15 protein-coding genes are annotated in these 23312 nt (G+C 44.7%); 5 read left to right on the top strand and 10 right to left on the bottom strand.

Features of this window, described 5'->3' with window-relative positions:
* Window positions 1-120: 120 nt before the first annotated feature.
* Window positions 121-2526 carry a GH36-type glycosyl hydrolase domain-containing protein gene (locus AB4180_RS04855; protein WP_102249145.1) on the top strand — a complete coding sequence of 802 codons (2406 nt, stop codon included), beginning with the start codon at window positions 121-123 and terminating at the stop codon, window positions 2524-2526.
* Between the two features lie 74 nt (window positions 2527-2600).
* A complete protein-coding gene (locus AB4180_RS04850) occupies window positions 2601-4013 on the top strand; it encodes a phosphoglucomutase/phosphomannomutase family protein (RefSeq protein ID WP_009847570.1) in 1413 nt (470 codons plus the stop codon).
* Between the two features lie 157 nt (window positions 4014-4170).
* Here AB4180_RS04850 and AB4180_RS04845 read toward each other — a convergent pair whose 3' ends face one another.
* From AB4180_RS04845 to hrpB, 10 genes are all read right to left on the bottom strand, one after another.
* Window positions 4171-5199, bottom strand: a complete 1029-nt coding sequence (locus AB4180_RS04845) for an ABC transporter ATP-binding protein (RefSeq protein WP_102249146.1) — start codon at window positions 5197-5199, stop codon at window positions 4171-4173.
* Window positions 5199-6824 carry an iron ABC transporter permease gene (locus tag AB4180_RS04840; RefSeq protein WP_102249147.1) on the bottom strand — a complete coding sequence of 542 codons (1626 nt, stop codon included), beginning with the start codon at window positions 6822-6824 and terminating at the stop codon, window positions 5199-5201. Before AB4180_RS04840 ends, AB4180_RS04845 begins: the two co-directional genes overlap by 1 nt.
* 243 nt (window positions 6825-7067) lie before the next feature.
* Window positions 7068-8084 (bottom strand): Fe(3+) ABC transporter substrate-binding protein, encoded by a 1017-nt coding sequence (locus AB4180_RS04835; RefSeq protein WP_012604721.1) that lies wholly within the window; start codon window positions 8082-8084, stop codon window positions 7068-7070.
* 164 nt (window positions 8085-8248) lie between these two features.
* Entirely contained in the window at window positions 8249-9478 is a 1230-nt protein-coding gene (locus tag AB4180_RS04830) for an ammonium transporter (RefSeq protein ID WP_017097325.1), read from the bottom strand.
* A 27-nt stretch (window positions 9479-9505) separates the two neighbouring features.
* Complete coding sequence (gene glnK / locus AB4180_RS04825) at window positions 9506-9844, bottom strand: P-II family nitrogen regulator (protein WP_004738200.1); 339 nt, start codon at window positions 9842-9844, stop codon at window positions 9506-9508.
* Between the two features lie 226 nt (window positions 9845-10070).
* A complete protein-coding gene (locus tag AB4180_RS04820; RefSeq protein WP_029223087.1) occupies window positions 10071-10439 on the bottom strand; it encodes a YacL family protein in 369 nt (122 codons plus the stop codon).
* Between the two features lie 210 nt (window positions 10440-10649).
* Window positions 10650-13238, bottom strand: coding sequence for a bifunctional aconitate hydratase 2/2-methylisocitrate dehydratase (gene acnB / locus AB4180_RS04815; protein WP_029223086.1), 2589 nt, complete (start codon window positions 13236-13238; stop codon window positions 10650-10652).
* A gap of 272 nt (window positions 13239-13510) precedes the next feature.
* Window positions 13511-15850 carry a patatin-like phospholipase family protein gene (locus AB4180_RS04810; protein WP_102249148.1) on the bottom strand — a complete coding sequence of 780 codons (2340 nt, stop codon included), beginning with the start codon at window positions 15848-15850 and terminating at the stop codon, window positions 13511-13513.
* Window positions 15851-15888: 38 nt separating this feature from the next.
* Window positions 15889-18288 carry a penicillin-binding protein 1B gene (gene mrcB / locus AB4180_RS04805; protein WP_102249149.1) on the bottom strand — a complete coding sequence of 800 codons (2400 nt, stop codon included), beginning with the start codon at window positions 18286-18288 and terminating at the stop codon, window positions 15889-15891.
* Window positions 18285-20723: an ATP-dependent helicase HrpB gene (gene hrpB, locus AB4180_RS04800; protein ID WP_241909247.1), complete on the bottom strand. Its 2439-nt coding sequence runs from the start codon at window positions 20721-20723 to the stop codon at window positions 18285-18287. The genes mrcB and hrpB overlap by 4 nt, the downstream gene beginning before the upstream one ends.
* A 94-nt stretch (window positions 20724-20817) precedes the next feature.
* Here hrpB and sfsA point away from each other — a divergent pair, with 94 nt between their 5' ends.
* The 3 genes from sfsA to gluQRS all read left to right on the top strand — a co-directional run bounded on the left by sfsA (window position 20818) and on the right by gluQRS (window position 23208).
* The gene (gene sfsA, locus AB4180_RS04795; protein WP_102249151.1) at window positions 20818-21576 is read left to right on the top strand and encodes a DNA/RNA nuclease SfsA; all 759 of its coding nucleotides are present in this window, start codon (window positions 20818-20820) and stop codon (window positions 21574-21576) included.
* 135 nt (window positions 21577-21711) lie between these two features.
* Window positions 21712-22158, top strand: a complete 447-nt coding sequence (dksA, locus tag AB4180_RS04790; protein ID WP_009847581.1) for an RNA polymerase-binding protein DksA — start codon at window positions 21712-21714, stop codon at window positions 22156-22158.
* A gap of 147 nt (window positions 22159-22305) precedes the next feature.
* Window positions 22306-23208 carry a tRNA glutamyl-Q(34) synthetase GluQRS gene (gene gluQRS / locus AB4180_RS04785; RefSeq protein ID WP_102249152.1) on the top strand — a complete coding sequence of 301 codons (903 nt, stop codon included), beginning with the start codon at window positions 22306-22308 and terminating at the stop codon, window positions 23206-23208.
* Window positions 23209-23312: the final 104 nt, after the last annotated feature.

The following is a 23312-nucleotide window of genomic DNA, read 5'->3' as shown; positions in this document are numbered from 1 at the left end:
GCCAAAGCACACTCAAGTCGAGTGCTTGCTTCCCTGATTAAGGTGCTCAGTCAGATTCGACTCAGCATCATTATTTAAAAATTAGCTGCATAGATGCAGTTTGTTAAAAAGGAAATGACAATGAAATACGGCTATTTCGATAACGATAATCGCGAATACGTCATCACTCGCCCTGATGTACCAGCACCTTGGACCAACTACCTAGGTACTGAAAAGTTTTGTACCGTGATTTCGCACAATGCTGGCGGCTACTCGTTCTACAATTCTCCGGAATACAACCGTGTTACTAAATTCCGTCCAAACGGCACCTTCGACCGTCCAGGACACTATGTTTACCTACGTGATGATGAGACGGGTGATTACTGGTCTATCTCTTGGCAACCAGTGGCAAAGAGCCTAGATGAAGCGAACTACGAAGTTCGTCACGGCCTGTCATACTCAAAGTTCAAATGTGAATACAGCGGTATTACAGCAACTAAAACGCTATTCGTTCCTAAAGGTGAAGATGCGGAAGTTTGGGACGTCGTGCTGAAGAACAACACTGACAAGCCAAGAACCATCAGCACTTTCTCATTTGTTGAGTTCTCGTTCAGCCACATCCAATCGGATAATCAGAACCATCAGATGTCTTTGTACTCTGCGGGGACGTCTTACCAAGAAGGTGTTCTTGAATACGACCTGTACTACAACACTAACGACTTTGAAGGTTTCTACTACCTAGCTTCAACTTTCTCACCAGACAGCTACGACGGCCAACGTGATAACTTCCTTGGCATGTACCGTGATGAAGCGAACCCAATTGCCGTTGAGAACGGTAAATGTTCTAACAGCGCTCAAACCTGTTACAACCACTGTGGTTCTCTGCACAAGCAATTTACTATTCAGCCGGGTGAAGAAGTTCGCTTTGCTTATGTACTCGGTATCGGTAAAGGAAACGGCGAGCGCCTACGTGAAAAGTACCAAGACACAGCCAACGTCGATGCCGCTTTCCAAGGTATCAAAGATCACTGGGACGAGCGTTGCAACAAATTCCAAGTTAAGTCTCCAAACGAAGGCTTAGACACAATGATCAACACATGGACGCTATACCAAGCGGAAACCTGTGTTGTTTGGTCTCGCTTTGCATCCTTCATTGAAGTGGGTGGTCGTACTGGCCTTGGTTACCGTGATACTGCGCAAGATGCGATTTCAGTACCTCATGCCAACCCACAAATGACTAAGAAACGTATTATCGACCTGCTTCGTGGCCAAGTGAAAGCCGGCTACGGTCTACACCTATTCGATCCAGACTGGTTCGCTCCAGAGAAAGCAGACGTTGAGCCATCGAAATCACCAACGGTTGTTCCAACGCCTTCAGATGACGATAAGATCCACGGCATTGAAGACACCTGTTCTGATGATCACTTATGGATCGTTCCGACCATCATCAAATATGTAATGGAAACAGGTGAACACGACTTCTTTGATGAAGTAATTCCATACGCAGACGGTGGCGAAGCGACCGTTTACGAACACATGAAAGCGGCACTGAACTTTTCTGCAGAATACGTGGGGCAAACAGGTATCTGTAAGGGCCTTCGTGCAGACTGGAATGACTGTTTGAACCTTGGTGGCGGTGAATCTTCAATGGTTTCATTCCTGCACTTCTGGGCTCTACAAGAATTCCTAGACCTAGCTAAGTTCCGCAATAACGATGCTGACGTTGCTAAATACACAGAAATGGCCGCGAACGTACGTGAAGCCTGTGAAACACACCTATGGGATGACGAAGGTGGCTGGTACATCCGTGGTCTAACAAAAAATGGCGACAAGATCGGTACCGCTCAACAAGCTGAAGGTCGTGTACACCTTGAGTCAAACACGCTAGCGGTTCTATCTGGCGCGGTTTCTCAAGAGCGTGGCGAGAAAGCGATGGACGCTGTTGATGAGAACCTATTCTCTGAATACGGCTTGCACCTAAATTCTCCTTCATTCGCAACACCAAACGATGATATCGGCTTTGTGACTCGCGTTTATCAAGGCGTAAAAGAGAATGGCGCAATCTTCTCTCACCCGAACCCATGGGCTTGGGTAGCAGAAGCGAAGCTAGGTCGTGGTGACCGTGCGATGAAATTCTACGACGCACTGAACCCGTACAACCAAAATGACATGATTGAAACACGCTACGCAGAACCATACTCGTACGTGCAGTTCATCATGGGTAAAGACCACCAAGACCACGGTCGTGCAAACCACCCTTGGTTAACAGGTACGTCGGGTTGGGCTTACTTTGCGGTAACCAACTTCATTCTTGGTGTTCGCACAGGCTTTGAAGGCTTAACGATTGATCCTTGTATCCCGACTGATTGGCCGGAATTCGAGGTTACTCGTCAATGGCGTGGCGCGACTTACAACATCACAGTGCAAAACCCGAATGCAGTAAGCAAAGGGGTTACCTCTATCACTATCAACGGTGAGTCAGTTGAAGGTGCAATCCCAGTACAAGCAGAAGGCAGCGTGAACGATGTTGTCGTTGTTCTAGGCTAGTCACTTAATTTAACGAACAGCTCTTGCCTCAAGTCTTTATCGACTTGAGGCAATGAGACTAAAAGGATTTTCTAATGATTAAATTTGGTACAGGTGGCTGGCGCGCTTTCATTGGTGAAGAATTCACCAGAGACAATGTTCGCCTTGTAGCGCAAGCGCTCGCTAACATCATTAATAATGAAGATGCAGCCAAGAATGGCTTCGTTATTGGCTATGACCGTCGCTTCCTTTCAGATAAAGCGGCATGCTGGTTTGCAGAAGTACTTGCGGCGAACAACATCAAAGTAAGCTTCATTGATAAGTTCGTTCCAACACCTATCGTGATGTTCCAAGCAAAAGAGATGGGATGTATTTACTCTGCGTGTATTACCGCTTCTCACAACCCAGCGGACTATAACGGCATAAAGATCTTCATTGAAGGTGGACGCGATGCTGACGAGATCATCACAGAGAAGATCGAACAGCAAATCGCAACACTGACCAACGAAGATGTTATACGAGTCGATTTCGAACAAGCGTTAAACGACAAAGAAATCGAGATCATCAACCCGATGAACGACTTTGTTGATTCAATCATCAACTTCATTGATATCGACTCGATAAAGAAAGCCAACCTGCGCGTACTGATTGACCCAATGTTTGGTGTTGCGAAAAATGCTCTGCAAACCGTACTGATCAACGGTCGCTGTGATGTCGACGTAATCAACGATGGTAAGAACCCAGATTTCGGCGGTCTTATGCCGTCCCCAAATGCAGCAACGCTATACCGCCTAAAACATTTAGTGGCAGCTGAAGGCTATGACATTGGTATTGGTACTGATGGCGATGCCGACCGTTTAGGCATCATTGATGAGAAAGGTCACTTTATTCATCCTAACGAAGTGCTACTCCTACTTTACTACTACTTACTGGAATACAAAGGCTGGAAGGGCTCTGTCGTTCGTAACATCGCCACCACGCATCTACTCGACAAAGTAGCGGCAGATCATGGTGAGAAGAGCTTTGAGGTTCCTGTAGGCTTTAAGCATATCAGCTCTCAAATGGAAGCAGATGATTCACTGATTGGTGGTGAAAGCTCGGGAGGTTTAACCATTCGAGGTCATATCAAAGGTAAGGATGGCGTATTTGCTTCAAGCTTACTGGTTGAGATGATCAGTGTAACAGGTAAAAAGTTATCTGAGTTACTTGATGAAATCTACTCTAAGTATGGCTATGCCTACACGGCAGAAGGAGATTGCCAGTTTAAGCCTTCAGAGAAAGAAGCGCTCTACACCAAGATTTACGTAGAGAAGCAACTGCCTGAATTTGAATACGAAATTGAAAAAGTTAGCTATGAAGATGGTGCCAAAGTGTACTTCAAGAATGGCGGGTGGGTCATTGCTCGCTTCTCCGGAACAGAGCCGTTACTGCGAATCTTCGCAGAAATGGAAGATAAAGACACTGCAGAACGTGTTCTTCAAAAAGTGAAAGACTTCCTCTCTCTATAGATTTATAGAGTGCAGCAGTTTTGAATGGGACTTAACAAACCACTGCCTTGTTAAAGCCTATAGGTGAAGAACTCTTGCCCAGTACTCTGTATCAAAGTGCTGGGCTTTTTTACGAATGCATTTTACTTTTCGGCAGAACGATACTTACTGCGTATCATTAAAACGCCAACACACCTTTGGTATCTACTTTGACGGTGACTGGCATACCAACACCTAGAGCCTCAGAAGACGTTGCTAACAGTTTCTGACCGTTAGCTTCAATCACATAGCGACAGTGGTCGCCCATAAATTGTTGTTCCAACACAGACAGGTTACTGTCGACATCATGACTCGCCACGATATGCTGTGGTCTTAGCAACAACGCACATTCCGCTCCCACTTCGATCTGAGTTTGTGCTTTCGCTTCTATCAGGCCCAAACTCGTTTCAAATTCATTATCTGAAATACGCTGTGCATTCAAGTAGCTACCACCACCTAAGAAATCAGCAACAAACTTACTCGATGGGTGGAAGTACAACTCAGATGCTGAACCATATTGCTCAATCACACCATGGTTCATTACCGCCATTTTATCTGAAAAAGCGAATGCTTCTTCACGGCTGTGCGTTACAAAAATAGCAGTAACACCCTGCTTTTTAAATATTTTACGAATCTGAGAGATCAACTCATGGCGAACTTGAGTATCAATATTTGAGAAGGGTTCATCCAATAACAATAAGTCTGGCTTGTACGCTAAAGAACGAGCAATCGCTACGCGCTGCTGTTGACCACCAGAAAGTTGATGTGGGTATCGGTCACCGAATTCATCTAAGTGAACTAGCTCCAACATCTCTTGAACTTTCTCTTTCTTTTTCTGCTCAGAGAGGCCTTTGAGGCCAAAGCAGATATTCTGGTTTACCGTCAAGTGCGGAAACAGGGCGTAATCTTGAAAGATCATTCCGATGTTTCTCTGCTCAGGTGGTAACCAGTTGTCTCCATCGTCGATGGTTTGACAGTTCAAGCTCATGACGCCACTACTCAATGGAAGCAAGCCGGCAATCGCTTTAAGCAGCGTAGTCTTACCACAACCACTGGCACCAAGCAGACAAACAATTTCACCATGCTCAACTTCTAAAGAAAGAGATTCCAAAATAGTTTGGGACTCGTACTTACAAGTCAGATCTTTAATTGATAATGCACAACTCATTAGTGTTTCTGCTCCAAGGAACGGTTTACGATAATCAGAGGAATTAAACCCACTAACACCAATAATACAGCAGGCATCGCCGCCAACTCTAGGTGCTCATCTGAGGCATAGTTATAAACATAAGTCGCCAATGTTTCGAAATTGAAAGGGCGTAGCAGTAATGCCGCATTTAACTCTTTCATTGATTCGATAAACACCAATAACCCGGCGATCAATGCGCCTCGTTTAATCAAAGGTAAATGAACACGACGTAACATCTGGTTGGTATTGCAGCCGATTGTTTTAGATGCCATATCCAATGAAGGAGAAACTTTACTCAAGCTACTTTCAATGCTGCCAATTGCAACCGCTGAAAAACGCACGACCATGGCAAAGATAAGTGCAAACATAGAACCAGAGAAGATCAAACCTGGTCCTGTCCATTCCATCACTTTTGCAATGTCGTTGACTAAGTGATCCATAAACAAAACTGGGACCATCACACCAATGGCTAACACGGTGCCTGGAACGGCATAGCCCATGGAAGCGATACGCATATAAGCCTGATTTTTCTTACTTGGGCTAACACGTTGATTGAAGTTCACAATCAAAGCAATAACGACACCAATAATTGCAGCAACTACCGAAACATAAAGGCTATTAACGGCATACTCTCTAAATTCCGGGGTCCAGCTTTGAGCAAAATATTTGTAGGCATAAATCATTAACTGGGCAAGAGGGAACAAGAATGCGACACACACCAATCCCCAGCACCAAAACAATGCTAACCACTTCTTCCAACCGGAAAGGTCGTAACGAAAATCTTCACGACTACTGAATTGATTCTGGAATAATTTCTGTTTGCGACGGCTGTATCGCTCTGAACTCAATAGTAGGATCACAATAACCAGCATGATCGCCGATATTTTCGCAGCAGCCGTTAAGCTTGAGTAACCTAACCAAGTATCGTAAACCGCAGTCGTTAAGGTATTGACTGCAAAGTAACTTACGGTACCAAAATCACCAATGGTTTCCATTGCAACCAGTGATAGACCGACCGCCATTGATGGACGAACAAGCGGCAAGGAAATACGACGAAAGCTTTCCCAAGGTGAACACTTTAACAACCGAGCGGATTGTAATAAGGAGACGTTTTGCTCCATAAAAGCCGCGCGGCATAGCAAATAAACATAGGGGTAGAGAACAAGTGACAGAACAATAATAGCTCCGAACAAGGTTCTAATGTCTGGGAACCAGTACTCTCCGGGCCCCCAGCCTGTTAAATCTCGTAGCAGAATTTGAACCGGACCAGCAAAGTCGAACCAATCGGTAAAGATATACCCGACAATATAGCCTGGCATTGCTAATGGCAGCACTAACGCCCACTGTAAAACGCGTTCTCCTGGAACACGGCACATTGCCATAATCCAAGCTGACGGAATACCAAAAGCCAAAGACAGGAATAAGGTTCCTATGACTAAAACCACCGTATTATAAGTATAGGTGGGCATTACTGTGGACATAAGATGAGAAAATAGCTCATCTGTTTCTCCAACAGCAGTCGTAAAAATCGCTAAAATCGGTAAAACCAGCAATACAGCAATGATGCAGCTACTGGTGTTCCATAAATAATTCTTTTCTTTCATCGCCTAACTACAACGAGGCTTAATGAAACACAAATGCATTTGCAAATACATCTCATATCCTTTTAATGGGGGGTTATTTATACCCATATACTGTAATGACTTCAAGGTGAGATGCTCATAACTCTGGGGATTAACGGGGAGCTTTGTATCAAAAAGTGATTTTCCAAAACAAAACAACCCCAAGTTACCGAAATGGCGACTTGAGGCTGTCATTTTACTAGGGCCGAAGCCTACAGTAAAAAATTATAGATCGAACTTAACTTCGTCTAGTAGCTTGATTGCAGCTGCGTGGTGGTCAGCAATCTGGTCTAGAGAAATTGTATCAGCTTTGAATTCACCCCAAGAAGCAACAAGCTCTGAAGGTTTAACATCAGCTTTAACTGGGTATTCGTAGTTCACTTCTGCGTACATGCCTTGCGCCACGTCACCAGATAGGAATTCCATCAGCTTAACTGCGTTCTCTTTATTTGGAGAGAATTTAGCCATTGCCATACCAGAGATATTTACGTGAGTACCTGTTGTCTCTTGGTTAGGGAAGTTAAGGTAAACAGCGTCAGCCCAAGCTTTTTGCTCTTTATCGTTAACCATCTTACCTAGGTAGTAGCTGTTACCAAGAGAAACGTCACATAGACCTTCTTTGATCGCTTTAACTTGTGCACGGTCATTACCTTGAGGCTTACGTGCTAGGTTTGCTTTTACGCCTTCTAGCCATTCTTTCGTTTCAGCTTCACCTTTGTGAGCAATCATCGAAGATACTAGAGAAACGTTGTATGGGTGCTTACCACTACGTGTACAGATTTTACCTTTGAATTCTGGCTTAGCTAGATCAGCGTAAGTGAAATCTTCACCTAGACGACCAACACGGTCACGAGAAGAGTAAACGCTACGTGTACGAGTTGTTAGAGCGAACCACTCGTTAGCTGTGTCTTGGTACTGAGCTGGGATATTCTTTTCTAGAACATCACTTTCTACAGCTTGAACTAAACCTTTTTCAGTTAGCTCAGATAGACGGCTGATATCAACAGTTAATACCACATCAGCTGGGCTGTATTCGCCCTCTTGAGCTAGCTTCTCTGCTAAACCTTTCTTAGCAAACTTAACATTCACCTCGATGCCTGTCTCTTTTGTGAACTCATCAAACATAGGTTCAACAAGGAAAGGTTGACGGTAAGAGTATACGTTTACTTCTTCAGCAGCGATTGCAGCCGTTGGTGCGATTGCGCTACATGCTAGAGCTGAAAGAGTTAGCAATTTTTTCATTGGTAAAGTCCTTTATATCGAAATGATAATCTATATCAGTTGCGTTATTATATTTATTAAAATATTAATTTCAATGATAGAGCACAAAAAAACCTGCTCATGAGAGCAGGTTTCAAGTGGGTAATATGTAAATATTTGTAAATTATGGATTAATACATAATGTTCTATTTTACAGACACAAACTCTGGATAGGCGCCGACACCACAATCGTGCATGTCCATACCTTCAAGTTCTTCATCTTCAGTTACTCGGATACCGATTGTTGCTTTAAGCACTGCCCATACCGCTAGGCTAGCACCGAATACCCATGCAAAGATTACTGCTGCACCCAATAGTTGAGCACCAAACGTTGCATCAGCATTGCTTAGTGGCACAGCCATTAGACCGAAGAAACCACACACACCGTGTACCGATATAGCACCTACTGGATCATCAATCTTAGCTTTGTCTAGAGCGATGATGCTGAATACAACCAATGCACCAGATACCGAACCAATCGCTACAGCAAATAGAGGTGATGGTGATAAAGGATCTGCAGTGATTGCTACTAGGCCAGCTAACGCGCCGTTAAGAATCATTGTTAGGTCAGCTTTACCCCAAGTCGTTTTACATACTAGTAGTGCTGCGATAGCACCTGCTGCTGCTGCTGCGTTGGTGTTAAGGAAGATTTGGCCAACCGCTGTCGCGTTCTCAAAGTCAGAAACCATAAGTTGAGAACCACCGTTGAAACCGAACCAACCAAACCAAAGGATAAATGTACCTAGCGTTGCCAGTGGCATGTTTGAACCAGGAATCGGGTAGATCTCACCGTTCTTACCATATTTACCTTTACGGGCCCCCAGTAGAAGCACACCCGCTAAGGCTGCTGAAGCACCAGCCATATGTACGATACCTGAACCAGCAAAGTCACTGAAACCGGCTTCTGATAGAAAACCACCGCCCCAAGTCCAGTAACCTTCCATTGGGTAGATGAATGCTGTTAGCACGACAGAGAAGATAAGGAATGACCAAAGTTTCATTCGCTCAGCAACCGCGCCAGATACCACAGACATTGCTGTTGCAACGAAAACGACTTGGAAGAAGAAGTCTGATTCTAATGAGTGGTCTGCACCTTCGCCTTGAGTACCAATCAGAGTACCAAATGACGGTAACCAGCCACCTTCGCCGTTATCGACATACATAATGTTGTAACCAACGACTAAGAAAGTCGTACAAGCAATCGCGTACAAACAAATGTTCTTAGTTAAAATTTCTGTGGTGTTCTTCGAACGAACTAGACCAGCTTCAAGCATTGCGAAGCCTGCAGCCATCCACATGACCAACGCACCTGAGATGAGGAAGAAAAAAGTGTCTAGTGCGTAACGTAGTTCCGTTACTGTTGTTGTAAGTTCCATATTAAAGTCTCCAGTCCTTGTAATTCTTTAAAGTGCTTCAGCATCCATTTCACCAGTACGAATTCGTACGGCTTGGCTTAGGTCATACACAAAAATTTTGCCATCGCCGATTTTTCCGGTGTGCGCCGCTTGGCTAATCGCTTCAACAACTCGGTCAACATTTTCAGCTTGGGTTGCAATCTCTAGCTTTACCTTGGGTAGGAAGTCCACCTGGTACTCTGCACCACGATACAATTCAGTGTGCCCCTTCTGACGACCAAAGCCTTTCACTTCAGAAACCGTCATACCTTCAATACCCACATCAGAGAGCGCTTCGCGTACATCGTCTAATTTGAATGGCTTTACAATGGCATTTATTAATTTCATATTCTTTCCTTAAATTCTTCACTTAATCCGTTAATACTCTTATTACAATCCAAGTAGCGTGCCAGAAATTTAACTTGTTGATTTTAAATAAAATAGAAACAATACCGTTTTAGAAACGAAAAAGGCCGCACCAATGTGGTGCGGCCTTTTCACTATCTTAATGCGTTGCACTGTCGTTGCTCTAGTTTTGGGCAACGAAACTTTCACGATGCAAAATCATTAGCAACTAGTAACCTAAAAAATCAATCCAACGTTCGATGAGCAACTCGAAATCGTCAATTCCACAGCTTGCTTCGCTTTCACAATTATAGAAATCGAACTCACTGCCCTCTTCCATCTCTTGTTCGTGCCCTAGCACATTTTCTTGAATCGTTACGTCGTCTTCGTTGATCGCTAGGCTGATCTCTTTGCCTAGTAGCGTCACTTCATTGCTCAGATCTTGTCGAGATTGCTCAATCAACGCCATCACATGATCCAGTTTCTGCTTATCTTTCCCGATCTCTTCTTGAAGCCAGCGGCCAACAATTTCATGACCCATGCTGCACTTTACATAGTACTCGCCCATTAAAGTGTTTCGTGTAAATTCAAATTCCATAAAGGCTCCGCGCACTAATGACAGATAGGGTAAAAAATGAGGCGAGAGTATATAGCGAAGTCTATTGGAGATCGAGCTTGATTCATTCAACATCAAACGAACTATTAGAACGCAGAAACAAAAACGCCTTCTCACAAAGAGAAGGCGTTGTATTAGCAGCGAGTATTTTACTGCAACGCAGTAAGCACTTTATCGCACTCCATTAACCGCTTATGCTGGCTCTTGGAAGATAACCGTGTCTGCTTTGTCCGTGTACTGACCCATTTTATGGAAATTCAGGTAACGGTATGTATCAGCAGCGGTTGCATTGATCTTCTCAGCGTACGCTAAGTACTCTTCTTTAGTTGGGATACGACCAAGAATCGCACCAACAGCAGAAAGTTCAGCAGAAGCTAGATAAACGTTCGCACCATTACCTAAACGGTTCGGGAAGTTACGAGTAGACGTAGACATAACCGTCGAAGCATCAGCAACACGAGCTTGGTTACCCATACATAATGAACAACCCGGAGTTTCAATACGAACCCCAGCACGACCGAAGATGCCGTAGTAGCCTTCTTCTGTCAGTTGGTCTTTATCCATCTTAGTTGGCGGAGCAACCCATAGGCGAGTATTTAAAGAGCCATTAAACTCTTCTAGCATCTTACCTGCAGCACGGAAGTGACCGATGTTGGTCATACAAGAACCGATGAACACTTCTTGAATCTCAGTGCCTTGAACGTCAGAAAGAAGACGAGCATCATCTGGATCGTTTGGCGCACATAGGATTGGTTGATCGATGTCAGCAAGATCAATCTCGATAACGTGCGCGTATTCCGCATCTGAATCAGCAGATAGCAACTCAGGGTTCGCTAACCACTCTTCCATTGCCGTGATACGACGCTCAATCGTACGAACATCACCGTAACCTTCAGCGATCATCCACTTAAGCATAACGATATTCGAGTTCAGGTACTCATCGATAGACTCTTGAGATAGCTTAACCGTACAACCTGCCGCAGAACGCTCTGCTGATGCATCTGAAAGTTCAAATGCTTGCTCAACAGATAGGTGCTCAACACCTTCGATTTCTAGTACACGACCAGAGAACTCATTGATCTTTCCTGCTTTCTCTACCGTTAGTAGACCTTGCTTGATACCGTAAAGCGGAATTGCATGTACTAAGTCACGTAGTGTGATACCCGGTTGCATTTCGCCTTTAAAGCGAACCAAGATAGATTCAGGCATATCAAGAGGCATAACGCCTGTTGCCGCAGCAAATGCTACCAAACCAGAACCAGCAGGGAATGAAATACCTAGAGGGAAACGAGTATGCGAGTCACCACCTGTACCTACAGTATCAGGAAGAAGCATACGGTTTAACCATGAGTGGATAACACCATCACCCGGACGAAGTGAAACACCTGCACGGTTCATGATGAAATCAGGCAGTGTATGGTGAGTGTTTACATCAACTGGTTTCGGGTATGCTGATGTGTGACAGAAAGACTGCATCACAAGATCCGCAGAGAAGCCAAGACAAGCCAGATCTTTCAGCTCATCACGCGTCATAGGACCCGTAGTATCTTGAGAACCCACTGTCGTCATTTTAGGTTCGCAGTACTGACCCGCACGCACACCTTCAACGCCACACGCTTTACCTACCATCTTCTGAGCTAATGTGTAGCCTTTATCAGAAGCAGAAGGATCGATTGGTTTAGCAAACAGATCGGTTTCAGCTAGGCCTAGAGCATCACGAGCACGACCCGTTAGGCCACGACCAATGATCAGTGGAATACGGCCACCAGCACGCACTTCATCAAGAAGTACTTTGCTTAGCTCAAAGTTTGAAATCACAGAACCGTTCTTGTGAACAACACCTTCGTACGGGTAGATATCAATGACATCGCCCATGTTCATGTCTTGTACGTTCAGTTCAATGGGTAGTGCGCCTGAATCTTCCATTGTGTTGTAGAAGATTGGTGCAATTTTACCACCCAGACAAACACCGCCAGTACGCTTGTTTGGTACGAATGGGATATCTTCACCCATAAACCAAAGTACTGAGTTTGTTGCCGATTTACGTGAAGAACCTGTACCAACAACATCACCAACGTAAGCCAGTGGAATGCCGTCTTTTTGCATTTCTTCAATTTGATTGATTGGACCAACGCTACCCTGTTCATCAGGAGTAATGCCATCACGTTCCATCTTCAGCATCGCTTTCGCGTGCACTGGGATATCAGGACGTGACCATGCATCAGGCGCTGGTGATAAGTCATCAGTGTTAGTTTCACCGGTAACTTTAAATACTTTAACGGTGATCTTTTCCGCTACTTTGTTTTTCGCTGTAAACCATTCAGCATCAGCCCAAGATTGAAGTACTTGTTGTGCTGAAGCATTACCTGCTTTCGCTTTATCTTCTACATCGTAAAACGCATCGAACATCAGTAGAGTATGAGACAGGGCTTTAACTGCGATTGGAGCAAGCTCAGCATCGTCTAACAGAGACACTAGAGACTCGATGTTGTAACCACCTTGCATAGTACCAAGCAGTTGTGCAGCTTTTGCTTTGCTTACTAGTGGAGAAGCTACTTCACCTTTAGTGATAGCCGTAAGGAAGCCAGCTTTTACGTAAGCAGCTTCATCTACACCCGGTGGAATGCGATTTTCTAGTAGGTCAAGAATGATTTCTTCTTCACCTTGAGGTGGATTCTTTAGAAGTTCAACTAGGCCAGCGACTTGCTCAGCATCTAGTGGTCTTGGGACAACTCCCTCGGCGGCACGTTCTTCGACGTGTTTACGGTAGGCTTCAAGCACGACTTTTTTCCTCTCATTGCGGTTCACTTCTTACCTTCATAATTATTAGTAAAATAAAGAAGCGAACATCCTTGGAAACTTGGCTCTCCATTGCCATTTTTGTCATTCAATTTGTATTGATGAGCGGCATCATAGAGGCCAAACTGTGGGCGGTAGAATAGCAAATTTAACGTTAAATTAAAATCTTATCATTTTGACCAACATAGCAAGTTAAGACGAAAGTCCCACTATTTTTGCCTATTTACGCAGTTAAACGGTGACTCTACGCATGATTATTTGTAGGAAGTACCGACAATCAGGTACACCGAATCAAAGTTATCTTCGGTTCGACCATAAGCTAATATGATCGGCCCGATGGGTGAGTCGACACCCGCAAAAACAGAGCCTGCAGTATACATTGGAGCTTCATCCAGTTTTAAGTCATTGTTCGACCAAACACCACCATGTTCAATAGAGGCACCCACGTAGAACGGTGATTCAAAGAGGCCGAAGTCATTTTCAAACCACTTATAACGGTAGATCAAACTGGTGTAAGCTAAGTTCTGACCGATCAAACTATTTCTTGGAATACCGGATAGATTAAGGAACCCTCCTAGCTCTTTCGGATCAATCGGAAAGACTGAGTTTTTACTTTCTACGATGCCGTAATCAACCTTTGCGACTAAAGTATGCTTTTCAATGCTTTGTGCTGCCATAAAATTGGCCGAAAGTTCAAAGACTGTATCACTCTCAGAAGAGAAATCTGAACCACCATTAGAGCTCTCATTCTCAAAATCGTCATGAGAGATAAGGTATTCTAAATCGACAAAATAACCTTCGGTAGGAAGACTGAAGTTATCCAAAGTATCCAATCTATAACTGGCAAAGGCACCAATACGTTTATAGCCACCACTTCCTAGTGAAGGTAATGATGCCACCTCAATACTGCCATCGGTATAACGTGCACCAAATTTCAGCTCTTGCCACAATGTCGGTTGATAGCCCAATGCAAATTCACTCAGATACTCTTGATAAGACATTGGTAAGTAGTCTTTGGTTGCATCCAGTGTAGGTTCTCCAATCTCGCCGATTCCTGCTGGCAGGTTTCGATTCTGGTTGCTGTAAGCAATAGACACAGATGTGAACAACTTTTGACTCGAAAAGAATGGTGAGAAGAGTTCCGCCTCAATGCGTTTGTCCGTTCCCATCTCGATATTAGTTCTTAGCTCTGCACCATGCTTATTAATATCGGTAAAGTTGGCAGAGACACCGAGCGAGTACTGGCTGGTTGTAGAGAAATCATCTTCAAGAAAGAATCGAAAATTGAGGTAGTTTGGACCCCAAGATTTTTCGTTCACATCGACCAGAAGTTGATCCTCACCATCAACATTTTCAAATTCATAAGTAACCAACTCGAACCGATCTAAGGCATAAAGATCTTTCACTTTAGATTCGATTTCACTGGTTTTAATAACCTGACCAGAATCGAGGTTTAAACGATTTTCGATTAACTTATCTGAATAGTGGGTGTTGTTGTTAATAATAACTCTACCAACGACAGTCTGGTCGCCATGTTTTAGCTGCTTTCGAGCTTGCTGTTTCTGATCAATATACTTTTGATAGTCTGCGTTAGAGAGCGCCAACTTAGAAAGCTGATCCGTATACTGCCTTGTTGCTTCGTATCCAGCATGATAAGCCGTCGGCATTTTATCGAACTCGGTGGTCTCCATTTGCCCAACATCAGGACGTAGGAAAAAATCATCGTCTGTTAACGTCGCGGCTTGCTCTTGAGTGCTGCGTTGAACAAGGTAATTAGAGAGTTGGTCTGCTGCGGCTAAAAAGTTAGTGAAGTCTTCTTTGCTTTTGTAGTTAGTACTGATATCAATCGCAATAACTATGTCAGCACCCATCGCTCTAGCAACATCAACAGGCATGTTATTGGTGACACCACCATCGACCAACATTCGCCCATCAACTTCATAAGGAGGAAGTGCTCCAGGTACTGACATACTCGCCATCATCGCATCAACAAGGTGACCATGATCGATCACGACTTCTTCAAGGTCGATAATATCGGTTGCGACAGAGCGATATGGAATAGCGAGGCTGTCGAAAGAATCGAGGGGAGATAAATTACCAGTGGTCTCGCGCAGAATACGCAACATATTCTGACCTTGAACCACACCTTTTCTGGCTTTGATTTCGCCCCAACCTAAACCGAGATCGGTATTCAGTTGATAACGGTCTTCATATTCTTTGTCTCGCACACGGCGATCACTACGGTTAACGCGATCGCGATAACCACGATTCCAATTAACCGTATAAATAAAGCTCTCGATCTCATCAGCGCTCATCCCTGTCGCATAAAGACCACCAACGTATGCGCCCATGCTGGTACCGGTAATGTAATCAACCGGAATTTGCATCTCTTCTAGGGCTTTAAGCACACCGATGTGAGCTGCACCTTTTGCCCCACCACCAGCAAGAACGACAGCAACGGTTGGCCTTTTATGAGCTTGTTTAAGTTCAACATGTTCTGATGAATCAACCTGTGCTGCAGTAGCGGCAAACAGTTGAAAACTGATCACAGTACCGACAATACCCAAGCTACTCACTAACCAACGAGAAATCATTATCTAAACTATCCTTGTCATTCTTTTCTGTTATGACTTTACCACTGAAAAAGCTTCTTTAGCCACTGTTTTGGTTGACTTTCACAGCCCTTTTTAATGCTGCCACTTTCATCCCAGACCGGCAATTTGACTGTACCACCACAGTCAAACTCTAACGCCCCTTCAGAAGTTCGAGTAAAGCTAGCGGTCGCAATTCCTGTTGGCCAAGGCAGTAATAGTTGTTCAGGGGTTCTTTGCTTCAGATAATCGGCATAGACACGCAACGCACCGCTAGAACCGGTTAGTTTAGTCGGTTTATTATCATCTCGGCCTAACCAAATCGTCGTGACTTCACGACCATCAACACCCACGAACCAACTGTCACGGCTGTCATTACTGGTACCCGTTTTACCGGCTAATCCCGCCCATGCAAACTGACCTTGTAAGAAACGACCTGTACCTTCTGATACACCACGCTTCATGGCATACGTTGTTAACCAAGCAGCTTGCTGGTCAACGCTTTGCGATACACGAGGGATAGACTGATACAGAACCTCACCATCATTATCAATAACCGAACGAAGCGCAGACAAAGGCGCAATGCGACCAGAGTTGGTAATGGTTTGGTACATCTGAGCGACTTGGAACGGAGTCAGTGAGAACGAACCCAAAAACATCGACGGTACTGGGCGAATTTCGTTTTTATCGACACCCAGCTTTCCAATGATATCTGAGACGCTATCAATGCCTAACTGCATCCCCAAGCGAACCGTTGGTACGTTGTAAGACTTAGAAAGCGCAACATACAAGGGTACATCGCCACGGAACTTACGATCGAAGTTTCTTGGACTCCATACGCTGCCCTTACTGCCTTTCAAGCTCAGTGGGGTGTCCTTCAATGTTGTCGCCAACGTATACTTCTGAGGTTGTTCCAATGCGGTTAAGTAGATTGCAGGTTTAACCAAAGAACCAATAGGGCGACTCGCGTTCAAAGCACGGTTAAAACCATCGTAACCGGTACGTTTACCGCCGACCATCGCTCGAATTTCACCAGTATTGCGATCCACGGCAATAGCTGCGGCTTCCAGTTTGTTACCTGCCGTTTTCGATAAATCAGGCACTTTACGAGCAATCGACTTTTCTAACTTGTCTTGGGAAACGGGATCCAGAGAGGTAAAGACTCGAATCCCTTTTTTCGCTTCAAATCGATCGCCTACATACTTCTTAAGCTCAATGTTTACTTGCTGGAAGTAAGCTGGCTGACGGCTAGCAATACGTGGGTTGTCTTGAATATCCAAATCACGACTCGCCGCCTCTTCGTATTGTCGCGGAGTTAATATGTCTTGTTGCATCAGCAAACGTAGAACCAAATCGCGTCGAGTCTTAGCACGCTCAGGGTAACGAACCGGATTGTAATACGACGGTCCTTTCACCATACCCACCAGCAGTGCCAACTGATCAATTCTTAACTCTTGAATAGGCTGGCCGAAATACAAACGAGATGCCAAGCCGAAACCATGAATCGCTTGCCCACCATTTTGTCCAAGGTAAACCTCGTTTAAGTAAGCCTCTAGAATACGGTCTTTGCTGTAACGATGGTCCAAGATAAGCGCAATGTAGGCTTCACGAACCTTACGCCACAATGTACGCTCACTGGACAGGAATAGGTTTTTTGCCAACTGTTGTGTCAGCGTGCTACCACCCTGTACCGTTCGCCCAGCTTTGACGTTAACGACCATTGCACGAGCGATTGCCAGTGGCGATACCCCATCGTGTTGATAGAAGCTTCGGTCTTCAGTTGCTAATAAGGCATCAACCATCACTTCTGGGAACTGATTACGTTTTAAGAACAGGCGTTGCTCATCGTTACTTTTTTCAAGCATACCCAGCATTTTCGGTTCAACACGTAGATAGCCCATGTCGCCTTTCTTCTCTAGCGACTGTATACGAGTTAACTCGTTACCGTTGAAATGTAGCATCACATGACGATCCGCTTCCGGCCCGTCGACAAACTCGAACGGACGACGAATCATTTCAATCTTGGTTGAAGAAGAAGAGTACTCACCTGGGTGACGAGGAGAATTCACTTTACGGTAATTAAGTACATCCAGTTCATTCTTAACCTGTACCAAACTCACCGCAGTCCCCGGAGACAGATCCAACACACGAGCATAAACAACGGTTGGCAGATCAAAAAGCTGACCTTCAAAACGCTGCTTAACCACTGAATCCAGATAAATACCGACGAACAACAGCAATGCGGCAAGTGCTAAGCCAGCTTTCCAAGAAATGCCCCACAGAATCTTCAACCAACCTCTCTTACCAGACGGCTTAGCCTTAGGTTTAGTCTTTTTCGCTGCTGCTCTTGGCTTTCTAGGCTTGCCTTTCGTCGCTGGTGACTTCTTTGCTGGCGCTTTTTTAGGTGGTGCCTTTTTTGGCGTTAACATTTTGGTCATCATCGGTTCAACTGTCGTTTAGTTTTAGTGGTTGCTACATGATTAGCAGGGTCATCCGGCCAAGGATGTTTTGGGTAACGGCCTTTCATCTCTTTTTGTACTTCTTTGTACGCGCCAGCCCAAAAGCCGGCTAAATCCTGAGTAATTTGCAGTGGTCGTTGCGCAGGAGAAAGCAACTCAAGCACCACCTTTTTACGCCCTTGGGCAATCAAGGGGGAATCTTGCTCACCAAAGACTTCCTGCATTCGAACAGAGATCATTGGCTCAGATTTATATTGATAACGAATCGACTTCTTACTGCCCGTTGGCATCAGGTAATTAGTCGGTAGCCATTGATCTATTTCTTGATTCAGAGGCCAGCCAAGATAAGCCGACAATGCTTGTTCAATCGATACATTCGACAGCCCTTTGGCTGACTTAATGCCATTCAGATAGGGTGATAGCCACTCATCAAGATGTTCAATCAAACTCGCATCATCCATCGCTGGCCAATCATGCTCTGGCATCCAAAGCTGTGCGCAGCGTACACGCTCAACGAGCTGTTTAGCTGAAGACGTCCAATGTAAGCACTCCAGTCCGCAGCGAGCGATATAATTGAGTAGCGCTTGGCTCGCCTGATTCGCATCGGGTTCTGGTAAAGCTTTGGTGCTGATAATCAACTTCCCCAAAGACACTCGCTGCTCTGCCACTAAGCGACCACGCTTCTCATCCCAATCGGCGTAATCGGAACACACAAACAGTTTTGGAAATTCAACTTCTAGCTGCGCAATATCAACCGCGGTAGCTAAGAAAACTTGACTGGCTCGCCCTGTGCTGCGCATCAAATCAATCACAACGATATAGTCATTATTCGCCAATGGATCATCATCACGAACTTCAGCACCGTGACCATTCGCCAGAAGAAAAGCACTGCTGCTCGCACTTCTCGCTTGTGCAATTCGGTCTGGGAATGCAAAACAAAGCACTAATGGTAGCAATGATTCGTCAACTTGTGACAAATCTAAGTGATGATTGAGTTTGCTGGCGAGACTTTTCGCTCGCTGCATCACAACACTGTTTTTCGAGTGCTTTCTTTGCTTAAGTCGATGTAGCGAGTGTTGAATATCCGTCACATTGCGTTCCGGATCTTCGAGTAAAGCGGCAGCGACAATCGCGACATTCAACAAGGCTGGACTGTTTTGCTGAGCTTTGATCAGCATACTAGCGATACGCGGCTCAATACCTAGGCGCTGGGCTTGCTTACCGATCGAAGTGAACTGCCCATTAGCGTCTAACAGTTCCAGATTTTGTAAGAGTTGCTTACCTTGTTCTGTTGAAGCTTTTGGTGGAACGTCTAACCATTGCAGTTCCTCAGCACTCGCAGCGCCCCATTGCGTCAATTCAGACACCAACGAAGACAAATCAGAATGAAGAATTTCAGGTTCTGGTACAGCAGGTTGCTGCATAAGCTGTGTTTCGCTGTACAAGCGAACACACAAGCCCTCTTCGATTCGCCCTGCTCGACCCGCTCTTTGCTCAGCAGAAGACTGCGAAATTTTCACTTGTTCAAGCTTGGTAATACCGGTTTTCAAATCAAACTTTGCAACTCGTTCTAACCCCGAATCAACCACTAAACGAATCCCCTCAATCGTCAAAGAGGTTTCCGCAATGTTAGTGGCCAATACCACTTTTCGACGACTTTTCACCGATGGCGCGATCGCTCTCTGCTGCTGTTCAAAACTCAATTGGCCATACAACGGACACACGTCAATATCACTGACAAGTTGCCCAAGTTGTGATTCCACTTGTTTTATCGCCGAGACACCCGGTAAGAAAGCCAAAAGTGAACCCGATTCTTTCTCCATCAGAGAACGAATCACGTTGGCCATCTTAGGTGCTAAATATTCATTCGAGCCTAATGGCTGATAGCGGAAGTCGACAGGGAAAGTTCGGCCTTGCGATTCAACATACTTGGCATCAGGTAACAAAGATTGCAGAGCGTGTTGATCTAAGGTTGCCGACATCACCACCACTTTTAGATCGTCACGCAGCGCATCTTGGATCTCCAAGCTAAACGCCAATGCAGTATCTGCGTGAATGCTGCGTTCATGAAATTCATCAAAGATCACCATATCAACCCCGGTCAATTCAGGGTCGGTTTGGATCATTCTCGTCATGATCCCTTCAGTCACGATTTCCAAGCGAGTCGCACTACTGATTTTAGATTCACCACGAACCCTAAAACCTATGCTCTCTCCCACTTTCTCTCCTAGTTGGCTCGCTAAGTAAGTAGCAATATTCCTTGCAGCCAAACGCCTTGGTTCAAGCATAATGATTTTGCCTTGAACGGCATTAGTCTTAACCAACTGTAAAGGGAAGAATGTTGACTTACCTGCACCGGGAGCGGCCTTTAGAATAAGTTGAGTGTGTGTTTGTACGCCAGCGAGCAGATCTGGCATCACAGCTTCTATGGGCAGTTGTGGCAATGGGTGAACCTTGTGGTGTAATGTTGGCAACATTGTACATAAAAACCTACCTCTCTAAATAAGTAATATGCACTTCAATCCTCCATTAGAGCCAGCGACTCTTATTAAACGCTATAAACGCTTTCTCACTGACATCCAACTTCCAGACGGCAGCGAGCGTACTATCCACTGCGCTAACACCGGAGCGATGACAGGATGTGCGACTCCTGGCAATACGGTGTGGTACTCAACGTCAGACAATGCAAAAAGAAAGTACCCAAACAGCTGGGAGATCTCAGAAACAGACAAAGGTCACCGTATTTGTGTAAATACTGCGCGGGCAAACCAGCTAGCGGTGGAAGCAATTGAAAATGGGACTATAGTTGAACTCTTAGGTTATAACGCGTTACGAACCGAAGTGAAATATGGCAGTGAGAATAGTCGCATTGATATTCTGCTTGAAGATAACGAAAAGCCGCCTTGCTATATCGAAGTAAAAAGCGTCACTTTGCTCGACGAACAAGTGTCAACTAAGCAACAAATATCAACTAAACAACAAGTGTCGACCGAAGGGCAAGGTTTTTTCCCTGATGCAGTGACAACTAGAGGCCAAAAACATCTGCGAGAACTCACAGAAATGGTCGAATCTGGAAGTAGAGCCGTACTTTTATTCACTGTTTTACATTCAGGCATTGAAAAAGTGTCTGCGGCACACCATATAGACGCCAAATATTCGTTATTACTAAAACAAGCACAAGACGCTGGAGTTGAAGTGCTTTGCTATAAAGCAGAGCTCAGCAGTACTCAAATACAACTAAAACAAGCCGTTGAATTTATCAATAGCTAAGCAAAAATGCTGAACTATTCACATTGATTGCAAGTTTTAACAAGAGTATTTGCCACCATTCGTTCTTTCTGCTATAGATACCCGCCTTAAAATTAGCTGCTTTGCAGTTGACTAGGTGTAAATAGGAGATGCTGTATGCCAGAATCTAAGAAAAAAGCGCTAGGCATCCTAGCCATCGCAGGTGTTGAACCGTACCAAGCAAAGACAGGTGAAGAGTACATGTCACCTGAGCAAACGGAACATTTTACAAAAATTTTATCAGCTTGGCGCAACCAGCTCAGGGAAGAAGTTGATCGTACTGTGCACCACATGCAGGACGAAGCAGCGAATTTTCCAGATCCTGTTGACCGAGCTTCTCAAGAAGAAGAATTCAGCCTAGAGTTACGTAACCGTGACCGTGAGCGCCGTCTTATCAAGAAAATTGAGAAGACACTAGATAAGATCGAAGAAGACGATTTCGGCTTCTGCGACTCTTGCGGTGTCGAGATTGGTATTCGTCGTCTTGAAGCTCGTCCAACTGCTGACCTTTGTATTGACTGTAAAACACTTGCAGAGATCAAAGAGAAACAGATGCAAGGTTAATTCTTGCGGATGTAAAGAAAGGGAGCTTTGGCTCCCTTTTTTGTTTGTTCTAAAAAGCGGTTTATATCGTTGTTGATAGCGATAAACTAATCGCCAAACGTCTTAAGAATCGGCTACTGCGGTACCATCAAGATTAGGTTTTCACTTATGAATTATATCGGACGCTTTGCACCATCACCGTCAGGTCCTCTTCATTTTGGCTCACTGGTTGCTGCTCTTGGTAGCTACTTTCAAGCGAAATCTAACCAAGGACAATGGTTAGTTCGTATGGAAGACCTCGATCCACCAAGAGAAATGGCTGGCGCTGCAGACCTCATTCTTAAGACGCTTGAGGCTTACCACCTGTATTGGGACGGTGAAGTCGTTTATCAAAGCCAGCGTCATGACCTATATCAAGCTCAAATTGATCAATGGGTCACTGACAATCAGGCCTACTACTGTCAATGTACCCGTAAGCAGATAAAGTCCTTGGGTGGGTTTTATAGTGGCCACTGCCGAGACAAAGGTTTGGTTGATTCAGGCGAACAGGCGGTGCGCTTGTGTATGGACTTTCCCATCGAGTCCTTTGATGATGTTCGTCACGGCACGATTCAAATTCCCAAAGCATTGGCTGAAGAAGATTTTATTATCAAACGCAGAGATGGGTTGTTTGCCTATAACTTGGCAGTTGTCCTTGATGACATCGAACAAGGGGTAACAGAAGTCGTTAGAGGTGCAGATCTGATAGAACCAACAGGTCGACAAATCAGTTTGTATAAGACGCTCAAGCAAAAAACCGTGAGCTACTTGCACTTACCATTGGCAACCGATGGCTTGGGGAATAAACTGTCAAAACAAAATCATGCCACCGCGATAGATCTCGACAACCCAAAACCGACGTTAATCAATGCGATGCGATTCTTAGGTTTTGATATCCCGAATGCTCTTTTCGAAGCGTCAATGGATGAAGTTTTATTGTGGGGCTGCCAGCAATGGGACGTCAATCAGTTACCTGATAGTTTACAAAAAGAGCACAGCAATGAGTTAGAAACTAACGGCAAATCGCAATAACGATACATAAAAATACCCTAACAAATACCTGTGACTAAGCAGACGATGTTCTCAAATGGCTCGCGCTAAGCTATTATTAGCCGCAATTAAACTCTGCACTACCA

Origin of the sequence: Vibrio sp. 10N.286.49.C3 (assembly GCF_041469545.1) — a bacterium.
Taxonomy (GTDB): Bacteria; Pseudomonadota; Gammaproteobacteria; order Enterobacterales; family Vibrionaceae; genus Vibrio; species Vibrio tasmaniensis_A.
The sequence above is the reverse complement of the archived record's forward strand: the minus strand, read 5'-3'. Positions and strand labels throughout refer to the sequence as shown.